Raw genomic sequence first — 25,355 nt, 5'->3', positions numbered from 1 at the left:
CTTCATGAGATGGACCAGTGCGTTGTTCATGCATGACATGTTGGCGCTCGATTGCTGGCCATTGAAAATGAAAGTTTGTCAGCAACTGCATGAGGAAAACTTATGCAAAGGCCGCCCTCTTTTCCACCGTTCCAGACATTGCGGGCGTTCGTCGCTGTCGCGGAACTGAAAAGCTTCACCAAGGCGGCCGAGGCGCTGTGCGTGACGCAAACGGCCGTCAGCCATAGCGTCGCCCAGCTAGAGTCGTGGCTCGGTGCCAGGTTGTTCGTGCGGGATCGCCGAGGCGTGGAGCTGACCAGCCTGGGAGCGAAGTTGGCGCCCGAGCTTGGTCGCAGCATCGACAGTCTTGCCGAACTGCTGGAACGTGCGCGCCGTCTGTCGGCTCGCGGACGCCTCAGGATTTCGACGACGCCGGAGTTCTCGACCCAGTGGCTTTCGTCCAGGATCCCTGATTTCTGCGGCCGCCATCCAGATATCGATTTGAGCGTAATCGTCGAGTACCGCCGAACCCGTTTTGCTGTCGATGACGTCGACATAGCCATTTGGCTTGGCGGCGTTCTGCAGCAGCCTGGCGCCGAAATGCTGACGTCTGACGAAGAATTCGCCGTTTGTGCGCCTGCCGTTGCGAAAACGCTGCCCTCCAGGGGCGCGCTGCGCGTGGCGCAGTTGCTTCGCTACGAGGGAAGTAGACACACAGCGCTCGACTGGCGGCGATGGTACGGCCAGGTCTCCGGCACGGACAGCGAGGCCGTCGGGATCGAGTTCGATGACGGCCCTTGCTACGCAACATTTTCGGAGATGCTGGGCGCCTGCAAGCAGGGTGCTGGCATCGCTCTTGTGCGCACGTCGCTGGTGGCGGATGAACTCCTTGGCGGTCGGCTGCAACGATGTTTTTCCGAAACCATCAATTCCGACCTGCAATATCAGCTTATGGTGTCGGACGAGCGCAGGAACGACCCTGAAGTTTTGGCCTTTCGCAGCTGGTTGCTTGGGCAGGCGGCGACGTTGCGAAGCGACTGACCGTCAGCGCGATCGTAATCTCGTTGTCACGTTACCCCCAGCGCTTGATGCTCGGCTAGATTGGCCATCAGTGGCACAACATTGCCCACTCCCCCCAGGCCCACTCAGTCTCTCTCAGCCCTTCGGCCATCATTTTGCCCGAAATTGGCTCATTCTAGCCAGCATTATGGGGAAGTGGCGGGCTTAAAGAGAGGGACGCTTTTGATCGCCGAGAGATGGAAGATGCCGATTCTGGTCGGCGTCGTCGCATCCCCGTTCATCATGTCCGGTTGCACCACCAGCAAGTTGACGGACGGGGTCACCACAAGTTCGGTCCGCACGGGGTCCTATGCCTATACGGCGAAGGACAAGGAGTGCCTGGCGCGCGCGATGTTCTTTGAATCCAACCGCTCCAGTCGCGACGGCCTTGTGGCCGTCGGCAGCGTCGTCATGAACCGGCTCAAATCGGGCGAATATGCTGACACGGTCTGCGGCGTGGTCGGCCAGAAGGGCCAGTTCGCGCCCGGCGTGCTGTCCAAGCGCATGGATTCGGCAGCTTTGCCCGATGTCCAGGCCGCAGCCGAGTCGGTACTCAAGGGCGAGCGCCATCCAAAGGTGAAGGACGATGTCATGTTCTTCCACACGGCGGGGCTGAAGTTCCCTTACAAGAACATGCATTACACCACCGTTGCCGGCGGCAATGCCTTCTACGAAAAACGCGACCGGCGTCGCCTGCCTGCCGCTGCCGAGCCCGAAACGATGGTGGCGTCCGCCGACGAGCCCACTCTGCCCGGCGTGGTCGATTCCAAGCCCACAACTGTCGCCTCCGCTGGTTCCGATGCGGCACTGGCGAGTGCCATGTCGTTCCAGGCGAGTTCCAAGCAGGCCGATGCCATCGGCGCGCTGATCGCCAGCCAGGACCGGCCAATGAGCGAGTGAGAGGGGATAGCGAATAGGGCGTCGTAAGAGGGAAGACGAGTGGATGGCTTTGGCCGCCGACGTCGGCCCTTCACTATTCGCTACTCACTATTCCCTACTCGCTCTATATCGCTTCCATGTCGAAGCGAATCGCCGGTCCCGAGATCGAACGTCTGATTCAGCTCCTGGCCAAGGTGCCGGGGCTTGGGCCGCGCTCGGCCCGCCGTGCCGCACTTCATCTCATCAAGAAGAAAGAACAGCTGCTCGCGCCGCTGGCCGCCGCCATGGGAGAGGCGGTCGACAAGGTGCGGGTGTGCTCGACCTGCGGCAATGTCGATACCTCTGACCCGTGCATGATCTGCACCGATCCGCGCCGCGACGCGACCACCATTATCGTGGTCGAGGACGTGTCCGACCTTTGGGCGCTGGAGCGTGCAGGGGCGATGAATGCGCGTTTCCATGTGCTGGGCGGCACGCTGTCGCCGCTCGACGGCATCGGCCCGGACCAGCTCACCATCAAGCAGCTGGTGACGCGGATTGCCGAGGGCGGTGTCAGCGAGATCATCCTTGCCGTCAACGCCACCGTCGAGGGACAGACCACGGCGCACTACCTCACCGACCAGCTCTCCGGCTTCGACGTCAAGATCACGCGGCTCGCGCATGGCGTGCCGGTTGGCGGCGAGCTCGACTATCTCGATGAGGGCACGCTGTCCGCCGCACTCAAGTCGCGGACCGTCTTTTGACGCAATTGCCCGGCAGGGAGGGTGGATGAAAAGCGCTCTACGTTGCCCCCCTTTGTCCTGCCGGACATCTCCCCCACAAGGGGGGAGATTGGCCTTCACGCCGGCCTTCGCCAATCTTGCTCGCTGGTGGAAGAGCTGCAGCATAGCCGCTGCCAATCTCCCCCCTTGTGGGGGAGATGTCCGGCAGGACAGAGGGGGGCAACGTAAAGCGCCTTTCTTCAAATCGATTCTGCTTGCTGTCTCGCTTGCATCAGCATTCGCCGCCCCCGCCTCCGCAGCAAAGATCGACGGTCAGTTCCAGGCCTGGCTCGCCAGGGACCTGTGGCCGGAAGCCAAGGCCAAGGGCATTTCCAAGGCCACTTTCGACGCGGCTTTTCAGGGCGTTTCACCCAATCTCAAGCTGCCCGACCTCGTTTTGCCGGGCGAAAAGCCCAAGACGCCGAAGAAACAGCATCAGGCCGAATTTGGCTCGCCGGGCAATTATTTTGCCGAAAAGACCCTCGGTGCTGTCACCGCAGGTGGCCGCACGCGCGCCAGTGCGAACGCCAAAACCCTGGCCGCGATCGAAAAACGGTTCGGTGTGCCGGGCGGTGTGGTGCTGGCCATCTGGGGCCGCGAATCCGGTTTTGGCGCCGCCAAGATGCCTTATGATGCTTTCGAGGTGCTGGGCACCAAGGCGTTTTTGGCGACCCGCAAGGACATGTTCCGCAAGGAGCTTTTGGCCGGGCTCGAAATGGTCGAGCGCGGCATGGTCAGCCGCAAGGACATGCGCTCGTCCTGGGCCGGCGCGCTCGGCCAGCCGCAATTCCTGCCGACGTCGTTTCTTCAGCATGCCGTCGATTTCGACGGCGACGGCCGCGCCGACATCTGGAACTCGACACCCGACACGCTGGCTTCGATCGCCAACTATCTCGTCCATTATGGCTGGGTGAAGGGGCGCGGGTGGGGTTTCGAGGTTTCCGTCCCCGACAATGTCACCTGCGCGCTGGAAGGCCCTGACAAAGGCAAGAAGATTGCCGATTGGGCGGCGATGGGCATCACCCGTGTCGGCGGCAAGCCGTTTCCGGCCAACGAAACCCGTGGCGAAGGGTTCCTGATGGTGCCGGCGGGGCGCAACGGCCCGGCCTTCATCGTCACGCCCAATTTCTACGTGCTCAAGGAATATAACGAGAGCGACGTCTACGCGCTGTTCATCGGCCATGGCGCCGACCGCATTGCTTCAGGCGACAAGCGTTTCGCCCGCGGTTGGGGCAAGGTCGACGGGCTCTACCGTTCGGACGTCGCCGACATGCAGCGTGGACTGGAAAAGCTCGGCTACGATGTCGGCGGTGCCGACGGCCTTCCCGGCTTCAAGACCCGCCGTTCGATCGGCGACTGGCAGGCCAAGAACGGCCGCGCCGCGACGTGCTTTCCGGACAAGTCGGTGGTCGAGGCGATGCGGTAGTGTTTCCCCATTCGCCGAGGCACCGTGAGCGCCGGGCCGTTGCTCCGGCATGGCACCGGTTTCTGGGCCGTCGCTGACTTCACTCTGGGGCACGGCATGGATTCCCGACACTCTCCGCTCGTTTCACTCGCTCACGAGGTCGGGAATGACGGGCTCATTTGTCGTCCCAGCTACTCACTGATGCTTGCCGCTAACGCAAATCGCCAACGGTGAAGATTGGTGGTAGCCTCCCTGCAATCCGTCATTCCCGACCTCGTGAGCGAGTGAAACGAGCGGAGAGTGTCGGGAATCCATGCCGCAACATCAACTAAGACAGAGCGGTCCAGGATTGGCGCTCGGCGCGCCAATCCACCCACTAGGGGAGGGCTACCCCACCGCCTTCATCTCCTGGTGCACTTCCGCCAAAATCTCGTATGAGCGCTTGCGTGCGGTGTGATCGAAGACCTGCGCCGTCACCATCAGCTCGTCGGCACCGGTGCGTGCGATAAAGGCTTCGACGCCGCGCCTGACCGTTTCAGGCGAACCGACGACCGCGCAGGCGAGCGTCTGCGACAGCATCTGGCGTGCGACGGGGTCGAGTTCGCGCTCGTAGCCTTCGACAGGTGCTGGCAGCTTGCCGGGTCGGCCGCTGCGCAGATTGACGAAGGCCTGCTGCACCGAGGTGAACAAAAGCTTTGCTTCCGCGTCGCTGTCGGCGGCAACGACATTGATGCCAGCCATGACATAGGGTTTTGCCAGACGCTCCGAGGGCTGGAAGCGCGAGCGGTAGATTTCGAGCGCATGGTCGAGCTCGGCCGGAGCGAAATGCGAGGCGAATGCGTAGGGCAGGCCAAGCATGGCCGCGAGCTGGGCGCCATAGAGGCTGGAGCCGAGCACCCAGACCTCGACATGCTCGCCCTCGCCGGGCACAGCGCGAATGCGCTGCTCCGGTGTCGCCGGCTCGAAATAGCCCATCAGCTCGACCACATCCTGCGGGAAATTGTCGACGCCGGCTTCGAGATTACGGCGCAGCGCACGCGTGGTCAGCATGTCGGTGCCGGGCGCGCGGCCGATGCCGAGATCGATGCGACCCGGATGGAGCGCTGCCAGCGTACCGAACTGCTCGGCGATCACCAGTGGCGCGTGATTGGGCAACATGATGCCGCCCGCACCGACGCGGATGGTGCTGGTGCCGGCCGCGACATGGGCGATGACCACCGAGGTCGCGGCACTGGCGATGCCCGCCATGTTGTGGTGTTCGGCCAGCCAGTAGCGGTGGAAACCCAGCCTCTCGGCGTGGCGAGCGAGGTCGAGCGTGTTCCGCAGCGACTGGCCGGCAGTGCTGCCTTCGGTGACCGGTGACAGATCGAGCACGGACAGGGTGGTCATGGGGCAGCTCCGGCGGTTGGGACCCGCCGGATATAGGAAGAGGTTTTGGCGCGAACAAACCCGCCATGGCAATTTAGTTTGGTCCAGATGCCGGTGCTCCCGAAAGCCGGGAACGGCTTTCGTAAAGCACGATGCGCAGATTCAAAGACTTGGAGCGCTTTACGTCCAAGTGGACGCACGGCGCGCCAATACCTCAGCCAGCCGGCGCGACCATGCCCAGTTCCTTGCGCACTAGTGGCGCGACCTTGGTGCCGTAGAGCTCGATCGCTTTCATGATCTTGTCGTGCGGCATGATGCCGATCGCCATCTGCAGCATGAAGCGGTCGTTTTTGAACAGCTTGTGCTGTGCCACGATCTTTTCGGCCACCACTTCCGGGTTGCCGACAAACAGCGCGCCTTGCGGTGAGCGCGATTGGTCGAAATGCGCCCTGGATGTCGGGCCCCAGCCGCGCTCGCGGCCTATGCGGTTCATCACCTCGGCTTGTGGCCCGTAGAAATCGTCGGCCGCCTGTTCGGTCGTCTTGCCGACGAAACCATGTACATTGATGCTGGTGGCAAGCTTGGCCGGGTCCTGGCCGCCGCGCCGCGCCGCCTCGCGATAGAGGTCGAACAGGGGAGCGAATCGCGCTGGCTCGCCACCAATGATGGCGAGTGCCAAGGGCAGGCCGAGCACGCCGGCTCGTGCGGCCGATTGCGGCGTGCCGCCGATGGCGATCCAGATCGGCAGCATCTCCTGATAAGGGCGGGGATAGACGCCACGGTCATTGATCGGCGCGCGATGGGTGCCCGACCAGGTCACGCGCTCGCTGTCGCGCAGCGCCAGCAGCAGATCGAGCTTTTCGGCGAACAGCTCATCGTAATCCTCGAGATTATAGCCAAACAGCGGAAACGATTCGATGAACGAACCGCGACCGGCCATGATCTCGGCGCGGCCGCCGGAGAGCTGGTCGAGCGTCGCGAACTGCTGGAACACGCGCACCGGGTCGTCCGACGACAACACGGTGACGGCACTTGTCAGCCTGATTCGCTTGGTGCGCTCGGCCGCGGCTGCAAGGGCAACGACAGGTGCGGAGGCGGCATAATCGGGGCGGTGATGTTCCCCGAGGCCGAATACATCGAGTCCGACCTGGTCGGCCAGCTCGATTTCTTCGATGAGATTGCGCAGCCGCCGATGCGGTCCGATGGCACCTTGGCCCGGCTCAGGACTAACGTCTGCAAAAGTATAGAGGCCAAGTTCCATGATCGCTGGTCCTATCGCTATTATTCGTGCTACACGTAGCTATCGCTCCACGAAGCCGCCAGATGCGGTCTAGTGAACAATCCATATCGAGATTGGCGCCCAAAGAGCGTTTCCCATCGGCAACATCAGGCGATTTCATGGGAGACATGCCTTTTTGGCGCTTGAACTCTGCCTTCGCGCGCGTATGTAAACGGCGAGAAGTGACTCCAGGGAAATCAAATTGGCAATCTACAGGGAAAAAGACGTCTTCGAGCGGCGTAATGCCGCTAATGACGCAAAGAAGGCTCTCCTCGAAAAGTACAAGGCACGCCCGGCAGCTGACGATCCAGAAGTTCTGGCACGCCAGGCCGAACGCAAGGCCATCCTTGAGGCTCGCGCCATCCGCGAAGCCGAAAAGGAAAAGCTGAGGCAGGAACGCCTGGCTCGCGAAGCCGTTGAAAGGGCCGAGCGCGAAGCCCAGGCCGAAGCTGAACGTCTGGCCGCCGAAGAGGCAGCGCAAGCAGAGGCCAAGGCACGCGAGGCCGAAGAGGCCGACCGTATCAGCCGCGTGCTTTCCGACGAGGCCGAGCGCAAGGCCAAGCGTGACGCGCGTTACGCAGCGCGCAAGTCGCGTGGCAAGCGGATGCCGCCTTCAGCCAACTTCGGCTGATCGCGCGACATATCCGACGCATCGGCTGAGTGGCTGGCGCATGTGCAGCCAGGTGGAAACACTTGGGCGTTCGCATAAATGTGCAAAAGCAAAGTGTTGGAGTGTCCTTTGTGTGTCCGTTCGGACGCAGGGCGCTCTAGGTCGATTGCGCAAATTCTCATTGCTAAGCGGTTCGCGACCGGGGGTATTGCCAAGCCCCGGTCGCGGGCTGCTTTCGCGCGTCCAATACATGCCCCGAAATCGAAGTCGATTCTCGGGCAATACCTTGCGCAGGTTCAAAACGGGGTGATGATGAGGCCCGCCCGTTTCGGGCAGGCCATTTAAGGTTGGCTGTTGATCAGGCGACGAGCTTGAGGCCAACGATGCCCGACACGATCAGGCCGATGCAGGCGAGGCGAATCGCCGTCGCGGGCTCGCCGAAAAGCCAGATGCCAAGCATCGCGGTGCCGACCGTGCCGATGCCGGTCCAGATGGCATAGGCAGTGCCGAGGGGCAGCGACTTCAGGGCCAGGCCCAGCAGGCCAAGGCTGATGATCATCGAGGCTACGGTGAGGACGGTCGGCGTCAGCTTCGAAAAGCCTTCCGTATACTTCAGGCCTATGGCCCAGCCGATTTCGAACAAGCCGGCGAAAAACAGGTAAGTCCAAGCCATGGAACGCTCCAGTGGGATGGCGGGTCGTCCCGGCCGGGTTTTTTGAGGGAGTGCAAGGTCGTCCTTGCACCGGTCAAATAGGTTTTTTCGAAGAAGAGTTCAACCATGCGCCCGGCCGAGGCCGGGCGTGGCTGATTGGCGTCAAGCCGAAAACAAGGACTACTTGTCCTTGATCTTGATCGCCTGCACCGGAGGCGCCTTGAATGCCGGCGCAGGCGCTGGCTTCTTGGCATCCTTTTTAGGCTTCCGGGCTTCTTTCCCGGCTTTCATCGCACCCTTGGCCATGATTCGATTCTCCCGCTGCTGAGAAGCGAAGTGAAACGCGAACTTGCCGCGCTTGCAAGAGGGGTATTGAGGGCGTCGACAGCGAGTTTGCCGTCGAGGCGAAAATGCTTGAGTGCGTCAATGTCCTCGCTACAGTCCAACAACGCGAGGCAGACATGGCAGCACATTCCGGTTCGAAGGCTGTGATCTTCGCGGCGATAGCGGGCAATCTGCTCATCGCCGCAACCAAGTTCGTTGCGGCATTCTTCACCGGCAGTTCGGCGATGCTGTCAGAAGGCGTGCACTCGCTGGTCGACACCGGCAACGGGCTGTTGCTGCTCTACGGGCTCCATCGCGCGGCCCAGCCGGCTGACCAGATGCATCCGTTTGGCCATGGCCGCGAGCTCTATTTCTGGAGCTTTATCGTTGCACTCCTGGTCTTCGCGCTCGGCGCAGGCGTCGCCTTCTATGAAGGCATCATCCACATGCTCGATCCCGAGCCGATCCAAAACCCGCTCATCAACTATGCGGTGCTCGGCCTGTGCATGGTGTTCGAGGGTGGTTCGTGGCTGGTCGCGCTTAAGGAATTCCGCCGCTCCAAGGGCAATCTCGGCTACATTCAGGCGGTTCGCCGCAGCAAGGACCCAAGCGTCTATACCGTGCTGTTCGAAGACAGCGCGGCACTGCTTGGCCTGGTGATTGCGCTCGCCGGCATTTCAGCCGCGCAATATTTCGACCAGCCCTGGCTCGATGGCGCCGCTTCCATCGGCATCAGCCTGATTCTGGGCGCAACGGCTGTGTTCCTCGCCCGCGAGAGCAAGGGGCTGTTGATGGGCGAACCGGCCTTGCCGGATGTGCAAGCGACGATCCTCGCGATCGCCCAGGCCGATCCGGCGGTCGAGAACGCCAACGGCGTGCTGACTGTGCATATGGGCCCCGAGCAGATCGTTGCCGGCCTCAGCCTCGATTTCGTCGATCACATTTCAGCTGCCGAGATCGAAACCTGCGTCGAGCGGCTGGAGGCGAAGCTCAAGGCAGAGATCCCCGAGGTGACAGTGGTGTTCGTCAAGCCGCAGACGTCAGGACGCTGGCGGGAACGGCGGAAAAAGATCGAACAGGGTAGCATCCATTAGCCCCTGACAACCGGCAGTGGTTTCGCTAGCACTGCGCAAACGACTTAGGGAGAAACGACATGAGGATTCAGGGCGGCTGCCACTGCGGCGCAATCACCTACAAGGCTGACGTCGATCCAGAAAGGACGGCGATGTGTCATTGCACCGACTGCCAGAAACTGACCGGCACCGCGTTTCGCGTCACCGTGCAGGTGCCTGAAGAAAACATCGCATTCTCGGGCACGCCCAAGATCTATGTGAAGACAGGCGACAGCGGCAACAAGCGCGCACAAGGGTTCTGCGGCGAATGTGGCTCACATTTGTTCGCAACCTCGGTCGGCGATGGGCCCAAGGTCTATGGTCTCAGGGCCGGAACATCAGACCAGCGTGAACAACTCGTTCCGCGCCGGCAGGTTTGGCATCGCTCCGCCCTGCATTGGCTGCCCGAATTCGAGGGCATGGAGACCGCAGAGAAGGTCTCATAGGCCATCTGTCCGACAGGACCGGGCCCGCGCGCTTTTTTGCTACTCGCTTTCCTCGACCACGCGCAGCCTGAGCTGGCCGGTCTTGGAATCGGCGACGCGGGCATTTGGTGCTTGCGGTTTCGCGGCCTCGTCGGTCTCGCTGGGGTGCGAGGCGCCGAACTCCAGCGCCTCGATCTTTTCGCCGCGCTTGGTGACCTTGGACGACGACACAAGGATATCGTCGATATCCTTGCTGGCCTGGCCGAAATGGGTCTGCAGCTTGCGCACACGCTCGTCGAGGCGGCCCACATCCTCCATCAGGCGAATCACCTCGCCTTGGATCAGGTGGGCCTGTTCGCGCATGCGGGCATCCTTGAGGATAGCCTGGATGACCTGGATCGACAGCATCAACAGCGACGGCGAGACGATGACAATGCGGGCGCGGTGGGCGCGGTGCACCAGTGATTCGAAATTCTCATGGATCTCGGCGAAGATCGATTCGGACGGCACGAACATGAAGGCGGTGTCCTGCGTCTCGCCAGCGATCAGGTATTTTTCCGAGATCGCCTTGATGTGCACCTCAAGGTCGCGCCGAAAAGCCTGGGCGGCATATTTTTGTGCTTCCGCCGCACCTTCGACGTCGGCTGCCGAGCGGATGGCGTTCCATGCCTCGAGCGGGAACTTGGCGTCGATCACCAGTGACGGCGCACCGTTCGGCATCTTGACCAAGCAGTCCGGCCGATTGTTGTTCGACAACGTTGCCTGGAATTCGTAGGCGCCAGGCGGCAATCCGTCGGCGACGATCGCCTCCATGCGTGATTGGCCGAAGGCACCGCGCGTCTGCTTGTTGGACAGGATCGCCTGCAACTGCACGACCTGGCCGGCAAGCGACTGGATGTTGCCCTGGGCGGTGTCGATGACGGCCAGCCGCTCCTGCAGCTTGGCCAGGCTGTCATGCGTCGACTTGGTCTGCTCGGCCATGGTCTGGCCGATGCGGCCGGTCATCGCGTCGAGGCGCTGGCCGAGCGATTGGGTAAGTTCCGCCTGGCGCGCACCGAAGATGTCGGCGACCGTACCGAGACGTCCCTGCATCTCGGCCTGGGCCCGCAGGATGCCGGCCATGCGGGCTTCAGCGTCGCGGGCATGGCCGGCGGCCTCGGCGGCGGCAATCGCGCGTGCCTTGGCTGAGCGCCACAGGGCGATCATCAGCACGGCGAGCAGGACGACGAACAGCAACGCGCCAAATCCGAGTGCCTGGCCGAGCGTGATGGTTGTCGCGCCAAGCTGCGCGATCGGGGCGGACAGAATGCTGGAAAGCTCGCTCATGGCCGGCACCATAGCCGATTCGCCCCACAAGGTCAGATCAAAGCGGGAACATCGCCGCACCAGACCGGTTGACGGTTTTATTCCGACATCTTAGTTGAAGCGCATGACGATCAAGCCGCTCATCCTTCTTCCCGATCCGCTCCTGCGCGAGCATTCCAAGCCGGTCGAACGTATCGACGATGGCGTGCGCAAGTTCGCGCGCGACATGCTCGACACCATGTACGATGCGCCGGGCATAGGCCTGGCCGCGATCCAGGTCGGCGAGCCGATCCGGATGCTGGTGATCGATCTGGCCAAGGAAGGCGAGGAGCCAGCGCCGCGCATCGTCATCAATCCGGAGATCGTGATGAGCGGCGATGATCGCGCTGTCTACGAAGAAGGCTGCCTGTCGATCCCCGATTACTACGCCGAGGTCGAGCGCCCGGCGACGGTGCGGGTGAAGTATCTCGACGAAAACGGCAAGCTCCAGGAAGTCGACGCCGACGGCCTGCTCGCCACCTGCCTGCAGCACGAGATCGACCATCTGAACGGCGTGCTGTTCATCGACTACATCTCCAAGCTCAAGCGCGACATGGTGATGAAGAAGTTCAAGAAGCTCGCCAAGGACCGCCCGCCGAGCCGCATGGTGGGGTAGCGATCAATCCGGGCTTCCGTTTCACGCGAAAGAGAGACGCCCGCGATGGATGACCTGTTGATTGAAAATGTTGACGACGACCTGCTTCGAAAAATCGAAGAGCTAGCTCGCCTTAATGGTCGGGACATCGAACACGAGGCCATCAGGCTGATCGAGCTAGGGCTGTTGGTCGAACGGCGTGCAGTTCAAAGCGCGGACGCTGCGTCTGCCCATTCCAAAACAAGGACATAGATGCCACTTCGCGTCATCTTCATGGGCACGCCGGACTTTTCCGTGCCAACGCTGCGTGCAATAGCCGAGGCCGGCCATGAGGTCGTTGCGGTCTATAGCCAGCCGCCGCGCGCCGCTGGCCGCCGTGGGTTGGAGCTGACGCCATCACCGGTGCAGCGCGAGGCTGAGCGGCTGGGCATCGAAGTGCGCACGCCGCTGTCGCTGAAAGGCGAAACCGAGCAGGCCGCGTTTGCCGCCCTCAAGGCCGATGTCGCTGTTGTCGTCGCATACGGGTTGCTGCTTCCCAAGGCCATTCTCGAAGGCACCCGTCTCGGCTGCTACAACGGTCATGCCTCGCTTCTGCCACGCTGGCGCGGGGCAGCTCCCATCCAGCGCGCCATCATGGCAGGTGATTCAGAAACCGGCATGATGGTCATGCGGATGGAAGAAGGATTGGACACCGGGCCGGTGGCGCGACTTGAAAAAGTCGCGATTGGACCCGACATGACAGCTGGCGAGTTGCACGATCGTCTGATGGCGATGGGTGCCTCGCTCATGGTAGAGGCCTTAGCGGAACTCGAAGCGGGCAGGCTGGAAACAGTGCCCCAGGCCAGCGAAGGCGTGACCTACGCCAAAAAAATCGATAAAGCGGAGACGCGGATCGATTGGACCTTGCCGGCGACGGCGGTCGACAACAATATCCGTGGCCTGTCGCCGTTTCCCGGCGCCTGGTGCGAAATCGGCGGACGAACCGAGCGCCTCAAAGTTTTGCGCTCGCAACGTGTCGCTGGACAAGGAGAACCGGGAACGGTTCTCAGCGACCGGTTGGAGATTGCCTGCGGCGAAGGTGCCGTTGGCTTGGTCGAGGTACAAAGGGCGGGAGGAAAACCCGTCACCGCGGATGAATTCCTGCGCGGTGCCAAGATCGAAAAAGGAATGAAGTTGTCATGAGCATGATGTCGATTCGGGCGGCAACGCCGCGCGACCGTGAGGCGATCCGCCTCGTTGAAGAGCATGCCTTCGGCCAGCATGCCGAAGCCGGTCTGGTCGATGCGCTGGTTGCCGAAGGCGATGTGATCGTCGAACTGGTCGCCGAGGAAGATGGCGACGTGGTTGGCCACATCCTGTTTTCGCGCCTCTACGTCCAGAATGGCGGCAGCACCGTTGCGGCGGTGGCACTTGCACCGCTGGCGGTCGAGCCTGATTTCCATGGTACCGGCATCGGTGGTGCGCTGATCCGCGAGGCCCATATCCGGCTCAAGGATGCCGGCGAGACGCTGGCCGTGGTGCTTGGCGATCCGGCTTATTACGGCCGCTTCGGCTACACACACGAGCGTGCCGCGAAGTTTGAAAGCGACTATCAGTGCGACGCCCTGCAAGCGCTTGCTTGGGGTGACGCGCCCGAGACCGGCAAGCTGGTCTACGCTTCGGCCTTCGGTACGGCTCTGGCCGCGTAAAGCGGCCGGAGTAGCACATGCCGCGCTATCGCCTGGATATCGAGTATGACGGTCGCGCCTATGCCGGTTGGCAGCGGCAAGCCGGCCTGCACACGGTGCAGGCGGCCATCGAGCAGGCCATCTTCAAATTCAGTGGCGACGAGATCTCGTTGCGCGGTGCAGGCCGCACCGACGCTGGCGTGCATGCGACGGCCCAGGTGGCTCACGCCGATCTCACCAAGGCGTGGGCCAATGACAAGGTGCGCGATGCCGTCAACGCGCATCTGCAGGCCGCCGGCGAAACCGTGGCGGTGCTTGCGGCACAACAGGTGCCGGACGATTTCGACGCGCGTTTCTCGGCCACAGGGCGGCACTACATCTACCGTATCCTCAACCGCCGGGCGCCCGCTGCCCTTGAGCGCGGCAAGGTCTGGTGGGTGCCCAAGCGCCTCGACCATGAGGCGATGGCCGAGGCCGCCAAGCTTCTGCTCGGCCGGCACGATTTCACCACCTTCCGCTCGACCCAGTGCCAGGCCAACAGCCCGCTGCGGACGCTCGACCGGCTCGACGTGACGCGAACGGGCGAGATGATCGAGGTCCAGACCTCGGCGCGCTCTTTCCTGCACAACCAGGTTCGCTCGATGGTCGGCAGCCTGAAGCGGGTCGGGGAGGGCGGCTGGAGCGCTGACGACCTCAAGGCAGCACTCGATGCGCGCAATCGCGCTGCCTGCGGCCAGGTGGCGCCGCCCGACGGGCTCTACCTGTCTGGTGTGGACTACTGAGGCACGTAAATCCCGAACATCGCCTGCAGCGAAAACAGTACCAGCAGCGACATCATGAACATGGCGGTAAAGACCGCCGATCCGACGGCGGCGCCTTTGCCGATCGTGGCATTGGTCATGCGCCAGGTGAACACCATCGACAGGGTAAACAGCGCCAGCGACAGCAGTGTCGTGAAGCTCTGCGCCGCGGGAAACAGCATGCGCGAAAGTGCCGTCGGCAACATCAGCCAGGCGATGATCGCGGACGCCCAGTTGCTGGCAACCACATAGTGGACGAAGCGGTCGCCTACGCCGGCGCGCGGGGCCACCAGCGCAAAGGCGATCAGCGGCAATATCCAGGCGCCGAGGTCGACCAGCGCCAGCCGCACGACGATGCCGAAGCGTCCGGCGAATGTGACTGTATGTAGCGCGACCTCGTCTGATACCCCGACCCAGCCGACGATCAGCGCCGGTGCGGCGATCGCGATGGCGAAGAACGAATTCCAAAAGCCGTCGGCGCTGAGATCGAGCTGGCGCAGGCCATCGGCCTTGCCCAGCATCAGCCGCCAGGCACCCGACAGATATTGCTCGATGTCATTGGTAGCCAACATGAGGGCTCTTCGTCACCCGAACCAGTCTGCGAGGAACTGCTGGTAGACCTGTGTCAGCATTTCCAGTTCGGCAAGCGGCACGCGCTCGTCGACCATGTGCATGGTCTTGCCCACCAGCCCGAATTCGACGACCGGACAATAGTCCTTGATGAAGCGCGCATCTGATGTGCCGCCGGTGGTCGAAAGCTTCGGCTGGCGGCCGGTGACCGTCTTGATGGAGCCTGCCAGCGCGTCGATCAGCTTGTCGTTGCGGGTCAGGAAGACATGACTTGGCCGGTCGCGCCAGACGAGTTCGTACTCGATAGGCTCCTTGCGCCCCGCCCGGTATTTCTTCCGCCCGCTCGCCTTGTCCAGGCGGTTGTGGATCTCCGCCTGCAACGTCTCGTCGGTCCAGGTATCGTTGTAGCGGATGTTGAAGGTCGCCGTCGCCTTGGCCGCAATGACGTTGGTCGCGGCATTGCCGACATCGAATGTGGTGACTTCGAGATTGGACGGCTGGAAATCCTTGGTGCCCTTGTCGAAGACCGGGTTGAGCAGCGCATCGACCAGTGTCATCAGTCCGCGCACCGGATTGTCGGCCAGATGCGGATAGGCGACGTGGCCCTGGCGGCCATTGACGGTGATCGTGGCCGACAGCGAACCGCGCCGGCCGATCTTGATCATGTCGCCGAGCGCGTCGGGATTGGTTGGCTCGCCGACCAGCGAGGCATCCCACTTTTCACCGCGCGACGCGGCCCATTCGAGCAGCTTGACCGTGCCGTTGACCGAGGGGCCTTCCTCGTCGCCGGTGATCAGCAGCGAAACCGATCCCTTGGGTCCGCCATGCGCCTCGACGTGGCGGGCGACTGCGGCAATGAAGCAGGCGATGCCGCCCTTCATGTCGACAGCACCGCGCCCATACATCTCGCCATTGGCGATTGCCGCCGAAAAGGGCGGATGTGTCCACGCCACCTCGTCGCCTACCGGCACCACGTCGGTATGGCCGGCGAACATCAGATGCGGCCCATTGCCCGAGCGGCGGGCATAGAGATTTTCGATGTCGGGCGTGCCGTCCTCGGAGAAGGTCGGGCGGTCGACCGCGAAACCCAACGGCTTCAGCATGGCTTCCAGCGCGGTGAGAGCGCCGCCTTCGGCGGGCGTGACCGACGGGCAACGGATGAGGGCGGCAAGGTTCTCGGCGGGATCTGTGGGCAGCTTCATGGCCACAGCGATAATCGAATCGCCCGGTCCTGTCACGACGTTCGGTTGTTCCAGCGCACGCCGATTCCAGGCTCAGTAAAGCATCGCTGCGGATTTTGACGTCACAGCCAACCGTTCGGGCTTCGAATAGTTGGCTGTCAGCCGCTATCGCGGCGCGTTGGTCTCGTATCCAAACTGATTCGGGCCTGGCGTGCCTGGGAAAAAGCACAGCGCGATGAAGGCAAAGATCGAGATCACCGGGATGAACAAGGCGACCGCATAAAGGCCGGGCTTGTCGATGTCATGCAGGCGTTTGACGCTGAAGGCGATATGAGCCCACAAAAACACCAGGAAGGTCAGGCCGAACAGCATCGACCAGATTTGCGCGGCCCCGCTTTCGGGGTGAACGCGCATGAACTGGTAGAGCGGGAATGACATCGCCACCAGCATGAACAGGAAACCGAGCAAATAGACCGCGCGATTCACGCGGCCCGAAAATCGGAAGAACAACCAGAAAAGCTGGGATTTGTCAGGCAAGTGGGTCTGGTCCGTTCTGTTTTGGCCGGGCATTCGAGCGATCTGTTCAAATGCCCAAGAGAAATTCTGCCGAAAGATCAGTCTCTGAGCAGTTCGTTGATCGAGGTCTTGGATCGGGTCTTGGCATCGACACGCTTGACGATGACGGCACAGTAGAGGTTCGGGCCAGGCTCGCCATTGGGCAACGGCTTGCCTGGCAAGGAGCCCGCGACAACCACCGAATTGGCCGGAACTTCGCCGTAGAAAACTTCGCCGGTGGCGCGGTCGACGATCTTGGTCGACTGGCCGATGAACACGCCCATGCCGAGCACCGAGCCCTCGCGGACGATGCAGCCCTCGACGACTTCCGAACGCGCGCCGATGAAGCAGTTGTCTTCGATGATCGTCGGGCCGGCCTGCATCGGCTCAAGCACGCCGCCGATGCCGACGCCGCCGGACAGGTGAACGTTCTTGCCGATCTGGGCGCAGGAGCCGACCGAGGCCCAGGTGTCGACCATGGTGCCCGAATCGACATAGGCGCCGACATTGACGAAGGACGGCATCAAAACCACGCCCGGGGCGACATAGGCCGACTTGCGCACGATCGCCGAAGGCACGGCGCGGAAACCGGCCTTCTCATAGTCCATGGCGCCCCAGCCGTCGAACTTGGACGGCACCTTGTCCCACCATGAAGCACCGCCCGGCGCACCGGAAATCAGCTCCATCGGGTTGAGGCGGAAGGACAGCAGGACAGCCTTTTTGAGCCACTGATTGACCTGCCATTTGCCGTCGTCCTGACGCTCGGCGACACGCGCCGTGCCTTTGTCCAGCAGGTCGAGCGCCGCCTCGATGGCTTCGCGGACTTCGCCGCGGGTCGACGTCGAGATGCCGTCGCGTTCCTCGAACGCCTTGTCGATGGTCTTTTCGAGGCTGGCGAGATCGGGCTTCGACATAAACATCTCCGTTACGAGCCGTTAAGCTTAAGGCTTCTAAGCTGGCATAAAATCGCGCGGACCCTATTTCAGCCTTATGAAGGGGTCAATCGCGGTGGCGCCGCGTAATGTCGCGGTCAACGGTAATTTGGGGTCGAGCAGAAAATGAATCCTATGGAAAAGGCTGGCTGGACGCCGCTGCCGCACTCCGACGAGGACCTGGAGCGTTCAAAGAGCGTGCCCGACACGCCGCAGACGCGCGCTGCGACCTACAGGCTTGCCTGGAACGACTCGGACTTCATGACCCAGCGCGACCTGCGCCCCGTCCGGTTGCAGCTCGAACTGCTCAAGACCGAGATGGTGCTGGCCGAGCGCGGCATCCGCTCGACGGTCATCCTGTTTGGCGGCGCGCGCATTCCCGAGCCCGGCGGCGAGGCGTGGGCTGCCAAGAACGAGACGCAGCGCAAGAACCTCGAGGGCAACAGCCGCTATTACGACGAAGCGCGCAAGTTTGCCCGCCTGTGCTCGCAGCATTCGGCAGCGTCCTACTACCGTGAATTCGTCGTGGTCACCGGCGGTGGTCCGGGCGTGATGGAGGCTGGCAACCGCGGTGCCGACGATGTCGGCGCGCCCTCGATCGGGCTCAACATCGTGTTGCCGCACGAGCAGGCGCCCAACCCCTATGTGACGCCTGAGCTGTGCTTCAACTTCCACTACTTCGCCATCCGCAAGATGCACTTCGTCATGCGCGCCAAGGCTGTCGCCGTGTTTCCCGGCGGCTTCGGCACGATGGACGAGTTTTTCGAGACGCTGACGCTGATCCAGACAGGGCGCATGGAGCGCGTGCCGGTGATCCTGTTTGGCAAGTCATTCTGGAAGCGGGCGATCGACCTCGACTTCCTCGCCGACCAGGGCACGATCTCGCCGGGTGACCAGGACATCATCGACTTTGTCGACACCGCCGACGAGGCCTGGGACATCATCAGCAAGTTCTACAGCCTTTGAGCTGGCTTTGCTGTCCATCGGCCGTGGCCGGTGGACCAGCGTTACCAGCACGAAGGAAATGATCATCAGCAGATACCATGCGCCGAGTTTCTGGATGGAAACCGGCGTCCAGCCGTCATGCTGGCCGGGATAGATCCAGGCGCGCGACCAGGTGCCGATGTTTTCGGCAAGCCAGATGAACAGCGCCACCAGCAGGAAACCGAGCAGCAGTGGCATGCGATGGCGAAAGCGGAAGACGCGGTAGTGCACCACGGTTCTGAGGTAGAGCAGCGCTGTGGCCGCAAACAGCCCGTAGCGGATGTCGACAGTGAAATGATGGGCGAAAAAATTGACGTAGATCGCCGCACACAGAAGACCCGTCGCCCATAGCGGTGGGTAGTGCGTGTAGCGCATGTCGAAGATGCGGCTGACCCGGGCAAGGTAAGAACCGACCGCCGCATACATGAAGCCCGAAAACAGCGGCACGCCGGCAATGCGGAAGAAGTTTTCCTCTGGATAGATCCACGATCCGGCCGAGGTCTTGAATATTTCCATCGCGGTGCCGACGACGTGAAAGATCAGGATGACCTTGGCTTCGGAGGGCTTTTCCAGCCTGAGCGCCAGCATCGCCAGTTGGATGGCGACGGCCGAGAGGAACAGGAAGTCGTAGCGCGCGAGCCCGGCATCTTGCGGCCACCACAGCTTGGTTGCCATGATCAGCGCCAGCATGGCGCCGCCGAACAGGCAGGCCCAGGCCTGTTTCAGCCCGAACACCAGGAACTCGACCAGCGCACCGTAAATACCACCTGCGGGCAGGCGGTCGAGCACGGCATGGGCAGCCGCATCGATCCGTGCCTCAACGGAGGTGAAACGACTCAAGCGGCGTTGGCCTCGACAAGTGTGGTGAGGAAGGTGGCGAGATCGTCGGTGACGAAGTCGACGTCGTCTTCGTGGGTCGGGTCGCTTTCCCAGATCTCCGAGAAGGTCGGCTCGAAGTTGCGCGGCACGATCAGCACAGTGGTCATGCCGAGTGCCTTCGGCACCGAAAGGTTGCGGGCAAGATCCTCGAACATCACAGCATTGGCACCCGTCACCTTGTGCAGGGCGGCAAACGTCTCATAGGGCTGGCGCGCCGGCTTGGGCGTCAGGCCAGCGGCAACGATATCGAAGATGTCGGAGAAGTGATCGAGGATGCCGAGCTGGCGTGCGGTGCGCTCGGCATGGCTGCGATTGCCATTGGTGAAGATGAACTTGCGGCCCGGCAGCTGTCGGATGGCAGCGCCCAGGACCGGATCCGGCACCAGCCAGGAATAGTCGATGTCGTGCACATGCTCGAGAAAGTCATCCGGGTTGATGTTGTGGCGATGCATCAGCCCGTTCAGCGTCGTGCCGTATTCCAGATAAAGCTCTTTCTGCAGCTTGCGCGCGTCTTCGCGTGACAGCGTCAGAAGCTCCGCGACATAGCCGGTCATCTTCACATCGATCTGCGAAAACAGGTTCGAATGGTGCGGATACAGCGTGTTGTCGAGGTCGAAGACCCAGTCGGTGACGTGATCGAAGCGGGCGGGATCGGGAATATCGGTCATGACGCCCTTATGGCACGGTTCGAGAATTTTGGAAGCCGCCGCATGAGGCCAGCATGCCACTGGACAATGGCCAAATTCGGCGGGGTTGGTCAAATTTTAACTACCGGTGAAAGATGACCTTCAGATGATGCTGGCATTCCAACTGCCGGCAGGGAGTTGAAATGAAAAGTGTCTTTCTCAAATCCGGTTTCGTCACACTTTTGTCCATAGTGATCACGATGGCACTTGTGTTGGCGATCATTCCGCTCCTGGGCGGCACGATCGACACCGCCGCCTACCTATTGCCGGTGCTATGTCCTGTCTTGATTGCCTTCCCTTTTTCTTTTCACACCTTCTGGCAGCGTGAAAAGTTGAAGCTGGCTTATGCCGATCTGACGCGGGCCCACGCCCAGCTGGCGGCTGCCCATCGCCGTCTTTCGGAAAAGGCCAGCCGCGACGAGATGACCGGCATGCTCAACCGCGAGAATTTCTTTGCCGCGCTCGACGGCTCCAGGCGCAAGAACGATCGCGGCGCGCTGCTGATCATCGACGCCGACCATTTCAAGCAGATCAACGACAGCTTCGGCCACCTGACCGGCGACCAGGCCTTGCTGCAGATCGCTGCGGCGATCACGCGTGGCGTGCGCAGCGGCGACATTCTCGGCCGCATCGGCGGCGAGGAGTTCGGCGCTTACCTGGTTGGCGCTTCGGAGGAGGAGGCCAAGCTTGTGGCCGAGCGTATCCGCAGCGAAGTGGAGCGGCTGCGCTTCCAGCCCAATGACGAGCGCGCGGTGCCTCTGACCGTCAGCATTGGCGGCACCAACTGCGCGTCGGAAGCCAATGTTTCGGAACTGATGCGCGCCGCCGACAAGCGCCTCTATGAGGCCAAGCGCCGTGGTCGCAACCGCGCCATTTTCGACACCGGCATTTCCGAAGCGGCGTAACGGCGCTCGAATCTGTAACATCGCTTGTTCTGGACGGTGGCATTTGCCGCCGTCTCCTTGCTATGCGATCGCCGGTGCGGCGGTCCACGACGCAGTTCCTGCACGAAAATCGCTGTTCACTTCGATCGTGTCTGCGCGAAATGTAGGTTCGGGGTTAGAAAGCTGAACGATTCGCTCTAAATCGAATGTGTTGCCTCGGGTGATGCCGCCTGACTGGTGAAACATTTTGCCAGGCCTGTCGAAATCGGGCCGTGCGGAACGACATTTGTCTGCATCGCATTGATGCAATCTTAAAGGCAAACGGCAGCATTGATCGTTTGGCTGGCCTCGTGGACGCGCTGGGGCGGCGATCCCGGGTCGGCTTCCGAAGTCAAAGGAATTGGAAATGACTTTTTCCCATAGCTCGCCGTCAACGCCCGAGGAGGCCAATCCAAAGCGTTGGATTGCGATGGCGATCCTGCTGCTGGCCGGGTTCATGAACCTGATCGACGTGACAATCGTCAACGTTGCGCTGCCGCGCCTCCAGTCTGGACTCGGTGCGACAAGCAGCCAGATCGAATGGGTCGTGGCAGCCTATGTCCTGGCCTTCGCGCTCGGCCTGCTGCCGTTTGGCAGGCTCGGCGACGTGGTCGGCCGCAAGCGCCTGTTTTTGATCGGCGTTGCGAGTTTCACGGTGTTTTCGGCGTTGTGCGGGCTTGCGCCGACCATGACGACATTGATCGTCGCGCGCGTGCTGCAAGGATTGGCAGGCGCTATGATGATGCCGCAGGTCCTGGCGATCACCCAGGTGATCTTTCCGCCGCAGGAGCGCGGTTTCGCCTTCTCCCTGTTTGGTTTGACGGCGGGCCTTGCCTCGGTCGCTGGCCCCCTTGCCGGGGGCATGCTGATCAGTGCGGACCTGTTTGGCCTCGACTGGCGGCCGATTTTCCTGGTCAACATCCCGGTTGGCATTCTGGCCGTGATTGCCGGCCGAGCGCTCATTCCCGATATGCCTGGCCGGCCCGAGTTGACGCAGGACCCGGTCGGCATCCTGATCGCCAGCGCCGCGGTTTTCCTGCTGGTGTTTCCCCTTATCGAGGGGCATGCCTATGGCTGGCCGCTGTGGACCTTTGCGATGATCGGCCTCTCCGTCGTCGCGATGGTCAGCTTCTTCCTGCATCAAAAGGCAAGGGAGAAGCGGGCGCAGAGCCAGTTGCTGCCGGTCGCCCTGATGACCAACGGCAATTTCCTGCTTGGGTCGGCGATGGTCATGACGTTCTTTTCAGGCGTCGCGGGCTTCTTCTTGATCCTGGCCGTCTTCCTGCAGACCGGCTTCGGGCTGACGCCATTGCAGTCCGGCCTGACCACGGTGCCGTTTCCCATCGGCGTGCTGATCGCTTCGCTTATTTCGGGGCGGCTGGGCAGCCGCTGGCCGCATCGGCGGATCGTTGGCGGTGCGCTGGTCATGGGCATCGGCATGGTGTCGCTGCGTTTCGTCGTCACTGGCATCGGCGATGCCGTCGATCATTGGCACTTTGTCTTGCCGTTGCTGATTTGCGGCTTCGGCATGGGCATAGCCATCTCCTCGCTGTTCCAGACCGTTCTGTCGACTGTGCCGCCGCGCGATGCCGGCTCGGGGTCGGGGGCTGTGCAATCCTTCCAGCAGATCGGCGCCGCCCTTGGCATTGCCATCACAGGGCAGATCTTTTTTTCGACCCTGGACGGGCGCCTGCGGGCGGGCGAGCTTTCGCACGCCGCTTTTGTCGCCGGCATGGATTACGCACTCATCTACGAGATCGCGGCATTCGCGCTCGTCGCAGCGATGGTGTATTTCCTGAAGCCGGCGGCACCGCATGGCAGCCGGGGCCAAAGCGTCGACAACCGGCAGGCCTCGCCGCTTCCCGTGGAAATGTGAACTGTAGCCTTGAGCACGGCGCGTCCAATCAGACGCGCTGTGCTTTTGAACCCTTTGCCGAAAATCGATTCCGATTTTCAAGGCGATGCTGTAGACGCGCAAGTGCGGCCGCTCCGGTCGTTCCCAGCTGACACTGAACCATCATGACATTGTGGATACCCATCACCATCGCAGCCGCCTTCCTGCAGAATCTGCGGTCGGTGGTGCAAAAGCACCTCAAGGGCGTGATGGGCACCACTGGTGCCACCTTCGTGCGCTTCGGTTTCGGTGTTCCATTCGCGCTTGCCTTCGTCGGCGTGCTGCATTTTGTTGTCGGCTATGGCCTGCCGTCGCTCAACGCGACCTTCTTCGCCTGGGCCGTGCTCGGTGGCATCGCCCAGATCGCCGCGACGTTCCTGCTGATCCATCTGTTTTCGTTCCGCAACTTCGCCGTCGGCACCGCCTATTCGCGCACCGAGCCAGCGCAAGCGGCACTTTTCGGCCTGCTTTTCCTTGGCGAACGGGCGACAGCGGGCGCGATAGCCGCCATCGCCATCAGCGTGTTCGGCGTGATGCTGATTTCGGTCGCGCACACCGCTCTCAACGCGCGCACGCTGGTCACCTCGGTGCTCAGCCGCAATGCGCTGATCGGGCTCGCCTCGGGCACCTGCTTCGGCATCTCGGCGGTGGCCTACCGCGCCGCGTCATTGGCGCTTGGCGGGCCGAATTTCATGATGCAGGCGGCTGTTACCCTCGCCGTGGTCATCGTCTTCCAGACGGTGCTGATGCTGGTCTGGATTCTGTGGCAGGAACGCGACGAACTGCCCCGCATCGCCAAGGCCTGGCGGCCAGCATTGTTCACCGGCCTCGTAGGGGCCTCGGCCTCTTTTGGCTGGTTCATGGCGATGACGCTGCAGCAGGCGGCGATCGTCAAGTCGCTCGCCCAGATCGAGATGCTGTTCACCTTCGCGTCGTCGGTGTTCTTCTTCCGCGAGCGCATCAACCGGCTTGAGATCGCCGGTTGCGTGCTGATCGTCGGCGGTATCCTGGTGCTGCTCGCCGTTGGTTAGCCCAAGAAACTAGATTGTCGCCGGATCGCGTGGCGGCTCGCCCTTCCAGCGCTTGATGATGCCGGCCAGATCGGTTTTCTGGAACGCGTCTCTGAGCACGTCGAACGACGGCAGCACGAAATAGGCGCGCTGGAACTTGTCGATCTCGTAGGTCGTGCGCATCACCGTCTCGATGTCGAACGGCACCTGATGGGCGTCAGCGCTCTCGACCGCGAACTGCAGCTCGGTGAAGGACGACATCAGCCCCGCGCCGAATGCCTTGAGCGGCTGGCCGGACTCCTGCATCAGGCCGTATTCGGCCGTGTACCAGTAGAGCCGGGTGATCATCTCGTCGCCGCCAAGCGCGATGAGATCGCCGGCCTTTTCGCCATACATCTGCATGAAGTCGCCGAAAACCGGCTGGCTCAGCACCGGCACATGGCCGAAGAAATCATGGAACATGTCGGGCTCGACGATGTAGTCGAGCTCGTCGCGCGTGCGCAGCCAGTTGGTGACGGGGAAGCGGCGGTTGGCCAGATGGTCGAAGAATGGCTGCGCCGGGATCAGGCCGGGCACCGCCACGATCTCCCAGCCGCTGAGCTTGCGCAGCTTCTCGCTGACTTCGTGGAAATCAGGAATCTTGTCGACGAGATCGAGGGCGGACATGCCATCGAGATAGGAGCGGTGCGCCAGCCGCTTCGTCAGCTTGGTCTGGCGGTCACACAGCGTGCGCCACACGTCCTGTTCGGCTGCGCTGTAGTGGTATTTCTGCTCGACGGTAAAATCCGGGCGGCAGACAGTGTAGTCGCCACGCAGCCCTTGGGCCGCACATTCCCGTGCATAATCCTGAACGCTGATGCCCATGGTCTGATCCTCCCCAGAAACAGGCTTTCGATGAGGAATCATAGCGTTGCGCATGGAGCGGAATTCACTTTTGTTCGCGTACATACGCCAGCTTTGAGGTATGTTCACCTTGAACAGCAGTGCGGAGAGGAAAAATGCCTCAGTTCGATGAGTTTGAGATCAAGATGCTTGAGATCCTTCAGCGCGACGGGCGCAAGCCGGTTTCCGAGATCGCCCACGAGATCGGCCTGTCCAACACGCCTTGCGCCAGACGCTTCGAAGCGCTTCAGGAGGCCGGCGTCATTAAGGGGTTTTCGGCACGCATCGGCCGCCGCGCTGTAGGGTTGATGGTTGAGGTCTTTGTCCAGGTCAGGCTAGTCAGCCACAGCGACGATTCGCCGGAAAAGTTCATCGCCGCCGTGCAGCGCATGGACGAGGTATCGGCGTGCTGGACGATGACCGGCGACTACGACTTCCTGCTGCACGTCATGGTACCCAGCGTCGACGATCTCAACGCCTTCGTCATGCACCGGCTGATGCGGCTGTCAGGCGTGCGCGACGTGCACACCCAACTGGTGCTGCAGAACATCAAAGGCCCAGGGCACGTGCCGCTTGGGCATTTGCGGGGGTAGCGGTCGG

At 62.1% G+C, this 25,355-nt stretch carries 27 protein-coding genes and 2 pseudogenes; 17 read left to right on the top strand and 12 right to left on the bottom strand.

What is annotated here, in order from left to right:
• Positions 1 to 102: 102 nt before the first annotated feature.
• From AC1RTB_RS05675 to AC1RTB_RS05660, 4 genes and pseudogenes are all read left to right on the top strand, one after another.
• Positions 103 to 1,020 (top strand): LysR family transcriptional regulator, encoded by a 918-nt coding sequence (locus tag AC1RTB_RS05675; RefSeq protein WP_492875526.1) that lies wholly within the window; start codon positions 103 to 105, stop codon positions 1,018 to 1,020.
• Positions 1,021 to 1,194: 174 nt separating this feature from the next.
• A pseudogene (locus AC1RTB_RS05670) lies at positions 1,195 to 1,797 on the top strand (cell wall hydrolase); the annotation flags it as partial.
• A gap of 257 nt (positions 1,798 to 2,054) precedes the next feature.
• A complete protein-coding gene (gene recR / locus AC1RTB_RS05665) occupies positions 2,055 to 2,660 on the top strand; it encodes a recombination mediator RecR (RefSeq protein ID WP_492875524.1) in 606 nt (201 codons plus the stop codon).
• Between the two features lie 88 nt (positions 2,661 to 2,748).
• Positions 2,749 to 4,104 carry a lytic murein transglycosylase gene (locus AC1RTB_RS05660; protein ID WP_492875522.1) on the top strand — a complete coding sequence of 452 codons (1,356 nt, stop codon included), beginning with the start codon at positions 2,749 to 2,751 and terminating at the stop codon, positions 4,102 to 4,104.
• 366 nt (positions 4,105 to 4,470) lie between these two features.
• On the opposite strand, the gene AC1RTB_RS05655 is transcribed toward AC1RTB_RS05660, so the two are convergent.
• Entirely contained in the window at positions 4,471 to 5,472 is a 1,002-nt protein-coding gene (locus tag AC1RTB_RS05655) for an LLM class flavin-dependent oxidoreductase (RefSeq protein WP_492875520.1), read from the bottom strand.
• Between the two features lie 193 nt (positions 5,473 to 5,665).
• Positions 5,666 to 6,712: an LLM class flavin-dependent oxidoreductase gene (locus tag AC1RTB_RS05650; RefSeq protein WP_492875518.1), complete on the bottom strand. Its 1,047-nt coding sequence runs from the start codon at positions 6,710 to 6,712 to the stop codon at positions 5,666 to 5,668.
• 220 nt (positions 6,713 to 6,932) lie between these two features.
• Here AC1RTB_RS05650 and AC1RTB_RS05645 point away from each other — a divergent pair, with 220 nt between their 5' ends.
• Positions 6,933 to 7,361 (top strand): DUF6481 family protein, encoded by a 429-nt coding sequence (locus AC1RTB_RS05645; protein WP_476783345.1) that lies wholly within the window; start codon positions 6,933 to 6,935, stop codon positions 7,359 to 7,361.
• A 337-nt stretch (positions 7,362 to 7,698) separates the two neighbouring features.
• Here AC1RTB_RS05645 and sugE read toward each other — a convergent pair whose 3' ends face one another.
• Together sugE and AC1RTB_RS05635 are read right to left on the bottom strand one after the other, a co-directional pair.
• Positions 7,699 to 8,013, bottom strand: coding sequence for a quaternary ammonium compound efflux SMR transporter SugE (sugE, locus tag AC1RTB_RS05640; protein ID WP_492875515.1), 315 nt, complete (start codon positions 8,011 to 8,013; stop codon positions 7,699 to 7,701).
• Between the two features lie 159 nt (positions 8,014 to 8,172).
• Complete coding sequence (locus tag AC1RTB_RS05635) at positions 8,173 to 8,298, bottom strand: hypothetical protein (RefSeq protein ID WP_492875513.1); 126 nt, start codon at positions 8,296 to 8,298, stop codon at positions 8,173 to 8,175.
• A gap of 155 nt (positions 8,299 to 8,453) precedes the next feature.
• Here AC1RTB_RS05635 and AC1RTB_RS05630 point away from each other — a divergent pair, with 155 nt between their 5' ends.
• Both AC1RTB_RS05630 and AC1RTB_RS05625 read left to right on the top strand, forming a co-directional pair.
• Positions 8,454 to 9,410, top strand: coding sequence for a cation diffusion facilitator family transporter (locus AC1RTB_RS05630; RefSeq protein WP_492875511.1), 957 nt, complete (start codon positions 8,454 to 8,456; stop codon positions 9,408 to 9,410).
• 59 nt (positions 9,411 to 9,469) lie between these two features.
• Complete coding sequence (locus AC1RTB_RS05625) at positions 9,470 to 9,874, top strand: GFA family protein (RefSeq protein ID WP_492875509.1); 405 nt, start codon at positions 9,470 to 9,472, stop codon at positions 9,872 to 9,874.
• Positions 9,875 to 9,913: 39 nt separating this feature from the next.
• Here the strand turns inward: AC1RTB_RS05625 and AC1RTB_RS05620 are convergent, their stop codons facing one another.
• A complete protein-coding gene (locus AC1RTB_RS05620) occupies positions 9,914 to 11,179 on the bottom strand; it encodes a DNA recombination protein RmuC (RefSeq protein ID WP_492875507.1) in 1,266 nt (421 codons plus the stop codon).
• Positions 11,180 to 11,282: 103 nt separating this feature from the next.
• Between AC1RTB_RS05620 and def the strand changes: the two genes are divergently transcribed.
• Genes def through truA form a run of 5 tightly spaced genes read left to right on the top strand, consistent with a single transcriptional unit; the run spans position 11,283 to position 14,241 of the window.
• Positions 11,283 to 11,813 carry a peptide deformylase gene (def, locus tag AC1RTB_RS05615; protein WP_492875505.1) on the top strand — a complete coding sequence of 177 codons (531 nt, stop codon included), beginning with the start codon at positions 11,283 to 11,285 and terminating at the stop codon, positions 11,811 to 11,813.
• 45 nt (positions 11,814 to 11,858) lie between these two features.
• Positions 11,859 to 12,044 carry a hypothetical protein gene (locus AC1RTB_RS05610; protein ID WP_492875503.1) on the top strand — a complete coding sequence of 62 codons (186 nt, stop codon included), beginning with the start codon at positions 11,859 to 11,861 and terminating at the stop codon, positions 12,042 to 12,044.
• The gene (gene fmt, locus AC1RTB_RS05605) at positions 12,045 to 12,974 is read left to right on the top strand and encodes a methionyl-tRNA formyltransferase (RefSeq protein WP_492875501.1); all 930 of its coding nucleotides are present in this window, start codon (positions 12,045 to 12,047) and stop codon (positions 12,972 to 12,974) included. It begins immediately after the preceding gene.
• Entirely contained in the window at positions 12,971 to 13,480 is a 510-nt protein-coding gene (locus tag AC1RTB_RS05600) for a GNAT family N-acetyltransferase (RefSeq protein ID WP_492875499.1), read from the top strand. The genes fmt and AC1RTB_RS05600 overlap by 4 nt, the downstream gene beginning before the upstream one ends.
• 17 nt (positions 13,481 to 13,497) lie before the next feature.
• Positions 13,498 to 14,241: a tRNA pseudouridine(38-40) synthase TruA gene (gene truA / locus AC1RTB_RS05595; RefSeq protein WP_492875497.1), complete on the top strand. Its 744-nt coding sequence runs from the start codon at positions 13,498 to 13,500 to the stop codon at positions 14,239 to 14,241.
• On the opposite strand, the gene AC1RTB_RS05590 is transcribed toward truA, so the two are convergent.
• The 4 genes from AC1RTB_RS05590 to dapD form a co-directional block, all read right to left on the bottom strand.
• On the bottom strand, positions 14,235 to 14,831 hold the full coding sequence (locus AC1RTB_RS05590; RefSeq protein ID WP_492875495.1) for a transporter: 597 nt from the start codon (positions 14,829 to 14,831) through the stop codon (positions 14,235 to 14,237). The genes truA and AC1RTB_RS05590 overlap by 7 nt on opposite strands.
• A gap of 12 nt (positions 14,832 to 14,843) precedes the next feature.
• On the bottom strand, positions 14,844 to 16,031 hold the full coding sequence (dapE, locus tag AC1RTB_RS05585) for a succinyl-diaminopimelate desuccinylase (protein ID WP_492875493.1): 1,188 nt from the start codon (positions 16,029 to 16,031) through the stop codon (positions 14,844 to 14,846).
• Between the two features lie 144 nt (positions 16,032 to 16,175).
• On the bottom strand, positions 16,176 to 16,547 hold the full coding sequence (locus tag AC1RTB_RS05580) for a DUF805 domain-containing protein (RefSeq protein WP_492875491.1): 372 nt from the start codon (positions 16,545 to 16,547) through the stop codon (positions 16,176 to 16,178).
• A 77-nt stretch (positions 16,548 to 16,624) separates the two neighbouring features.
• Positions 16,625 to 17,479 (bottom strand): 2,3,4,5-tetrahydropyridine-2,6-dicarboxylate N-succinyltransferase, encoded by an 855-nt coding sequence (gene dapD, locus AC1RTB_RS05575; RefSeq protein ID WP_492875489.1) that lies wholly within the window; start codon positions 17,477 to 17,479, stop codon positions 16,625 to 16,627.
• Positions 17,480 to 17,623: 144 nt separating this feature from the next.
• Here dapD and AC1RTB_RS05570 point away from each other — a divergent pair, with 144 nt between their 5' ends.
• On the top strand, positions 17,624 to 18,463 hold the full coding sequence (locus AC1RTB_RS05570) for an LOG family protein (RefSeq protein WP_492875487.1): 840 nt from the start codon (positions 17,624 to 17,626) through the stop codon (positions 18,461 to 18,463).
• Here AC1RTB_RS05570 and AC1RTB_RS05565 read toward each other — a convergent pair.
• Together AC1RTB_RS05565 and AC1RTB_RS05560 are read right to left on the bottom strand one after the other, a co-directional pair.
• Positions 18,464 to 19,321, bottom strand: a pseudogene (locus AC1RTB_RS05565) (DUF817 domain-containing protein); the annotation flags it as partial.
• Positions 19,318 to 20,028, bottom strand: a complete 711-nt coding sequence (locus tag AC1RTB_RS05560) for a pyrimidine 5'-nucleotidase (RefSeq protein WP_492875485.1) — start codon at positions 20,026 to 20,028, stop codon at positions 19,318 to 19,320. The pseudogene AC1RTB_RS05565 and the gene AC1RTB_RS05560, both read right to left, overlap by 4 nt.
• A 161-nt stretch (positions 20,029 to 20,189) precedes the next feature.
• On the opposite strand from AC1RTB_RS05560, the gene AC1RTB_RS05555 reads away from it, so the two are divergent.
• The 3 genes from AC1RTB_RS05555 to AC1RTB_RS05545 all read left to right on the top strand — a co-directional run bounded on the left by AC1RTB_RS05555 (position 20,190) and on the right by AC1RTB_RS05545 (position 23,894).
• On the top strand, positions 20,190 to 20,951 hold the full coding sequence (locus AC1RTB_RS05555) for a GGDEF domain-containing protein (protein WP_492875484.1): 762 nt from the start codon (positions 20,190 to 20,192) through the stop codon (positions 20,949 to 20,951).
• A gap of 385 nt (positions 20,952 to 21,336) precedes the next feature.
• Complete coding sequence (locus tag AC1RTB_RS05550) at positions 21,337 to 22,845, top strand: MFS transporter (protein ID WP_492875483.1); 1,509 nt, start codon at positions 21,337 to 21,339, stop codon at positions 22,843 to 22,845.
• Between the two features lie 143 nt (positions 22,846 to 22,988).
• A complete protein-coding gene (locus tag AC1RTB_RS05545) occupies positions 22,989 to 23,894 on the top strand; it encodes an EamA family transporter (protein ID WP_492875482.1) in 906 nt (301 codons plus the stop codon).
• 9 nt (positions 23,895 to 23,903) lie between these two features.
• Here AC1RTB_RS05545 and phhA read toward each other — a convergent pair whose 3' ends face one another.
• Positions 23,904 to 24,737 carry a phenylalanine 4-monooxygenase gene (gene phhA, locus AC1RTB_RS05540; protein WP_492875481.1) on the bottom strand — a complete coding sequence of 278 codons (834 nt, stop codon included), beginning with the start codon at positions 24,735 to 24,737 and terminating at the stop codon, positions 23,904 to 23,906.
• A gap of 134 nt (positions 24,738 to 24,871) precedes the next feature.
• Here phhA and AC1RTB_RS05535 point away from each other — a divergent pair, with 134 nt between their 5' ends.
• Positions 24,872 to 25,348, top strand: coding sequence for an Lrp/AsnC family transcriptional regulator (locus AC1RTB_RS05535; RefSeq protein ID WP_492875480.1), 477 nt, complete (start codon positions 24,872 to 24,874; stop codon positions 25,346 to 25,348).
• The last annotated feature ends 7 nt before the right edge of the window (positions 25,349 to 25,355 follow it).

This window comes from Aminobacter sp. GW821-FHT11F06 (genome assembly GCF_058808215.1).
Note: the sequence above shows the minus strand (reverse complement) of the source record. Positions and strands in the feature narration are given on the sequence as shown.

Excerpts from the sequence above, each read along its gene's own strand:
- AC1RTB_RS05630 (WP_492875511.1), top strand. The coding sequence starts at position 8,454 with ATGGCAGCACATTCCGGTTCGAAGGCTGTGATCTTCGCGGCGATAGCG.
- dapD (WP_492875489.1), bottom strand. The coding sequence starts at position 17,479 with ATGTCGAAGCCCGATCTCGCCAGCCTCGAAAAGACCATCGACAAGGCG.
- AC1RTB_RS05535 (WP_492875480.1), top strand. The coding sequence starts at position 24,872 with ATGCCTCAGTTCGATGAGTTTGAGATCAAGATGCTTGAGATCCTTCAG.
- AC1RTB_RS05650 (WP_492875518.1), bottom strand. The coding sequence starts at position 6,712 with ATGGAACTTGGCCTCTATACTTTTGCAGACGTTAGTCCTGAGCCGGGC.
- phhA (WP_492875481.1), bottom strand. The coding sequence starts at position 24,737 with ATGGGCATCAGCGTTCAGGATTATGCACGGGAATGTGCGGCCCAAGGG.
- AC1RTB_RS05590 (WP_492875495.1), bottom strand. The coding sequence starts at position 14,831 with ATGTTGGCTACCAATGACATCGAGCAATATCTGTCGGGTGCCTGGCGG.
- AC1RTB_RS05675 (WP_492875526.1), top strand. The coding sequence starts at position 103 with ATGCAAAGGCCGCCCTCTTTTCCACCGTTCCAGACATTGCGGGCGTTC.
- recR (WP_492875524.1), top strand. The coding sequence starts at position 2,055 with ATGTCGAAGCGAATCGCCGGTCCCGAGATCGAACGTCTGATTCAGCTC.
- sugE (WP_492875515.1), bottom strand. The coding sequence starts at position 8,013 with ATGGCTTGGACTTACCTGTTTTTCGCCGGCTTGTTCGAAATCGGCTGG.
- def (WP_492875505.1), top strand. The coding sequence starts at position 11,283 with ATGACGATCAAGCCGCTCATCCTTCTTCCCGATCCGCTCCTGCGCGAG.
- AC1RTB_RS05655 (WP_492875520.1), bottom strand. The coding sequence starts at position 5,472 with ATGACCACCCTGTCCGTGCTCGATCTGTCACCGGTCACCGAAGGCAGC.
- AC1RTB_RS05560 (WP_492875485.1), bottom strand. The coding sequence starts at position 20,028 with ATGACCGATATTCCCGATCCCGCCCGCTTCGATCACGTCACCGACTGG.
- AC1RTB_RS05625 (WP_492875509.1), top strand. The coding sequence starts at position 9,470 with ATGAGGATTCAGGGCGGCTGCCACTGCGGCGCAATCACCTACAAGGCT.
- AC1RTB_RS05635 (WP_492875513.1), bottom strand. The coding sequence starts at position 8,298 with ATGGCCAAGGGTGCGATGAAAGCCGGGAAAGAAGCCCGGAAGCCTAAA.
- truA (WP_492875497.1), top strand. The coding sequence starts at position 13,498 with ATGCCGCGCTATCGCCTGGATATCGAGTATGACGGTCGCGCCTATGCC.
- AC1RTB_RS05610 (WP_492875503.1), top strand. The coding sequence starts at position 11,859 with ATGGATGACCTGTTGATTGAAAATGTTGACGACGACCTGCTTCGAAAA.
- dapE (WP_492875493.1), bottom strand. The coding sequence starts at position 16,031 with ATGAAGCTGCCCACAGATCCCGCCGAGAACCTTGCCGCCCTCATCCGT.
- AC1RTB_RS05570 (WP_492875487.1), top strand. The coding sequence starts at position 17,624 with ATGAATCCTATGGAAAAGGCTGGCTGGACGCCGCTGCCGCACTCCGAC.
- AC1RTB_RS05600 (WP_492875499.1), top strand. The coding sequence starts at position 12,971 with ATGAGCATGATGTCGATTCGGGCGGCAACGCCGCGCGACCGTGAGGCG.
- AC1RTB_RS05555 (WP_492875484.1), top strand. The coding sequence starts at position 20,190 with ATGAAAAGTGTCTTTCTCAAATCCGGTTTCGTCACACTTTTGTCCATA.
- fmt (WP_492875501.1), top strand. The coding sequence starts at position 12,045 with ATGCCACTTCGCGTCATCTTCATGGGCACGCCGGACTTTTCCGTGCCA.
- AC1RTB_RS05550 (WP_492875483.1), top strand. The coding sequence starts at position 21,337 with ATGACTTTTTCCCATAGCTCGCCGTCAACGCCCGAGGAGGCCAATCCA.
- AC1RTB_RS05545 (WP_492875482.1), top strand. The coding sequence starts at position 22,989 with ATGACATTGTGGATACCCATCACCATCGCAGCCGCCTTCCTGCAGAAT.
- AC1RTB_RS05620 (WP_492875507.1), bottom strand. The coding sequence starts at position 11,179 with ATGAGCGAGCTTTCCAGCATTCTGTCCGCCCCGATCGCGCAGCTTGGC.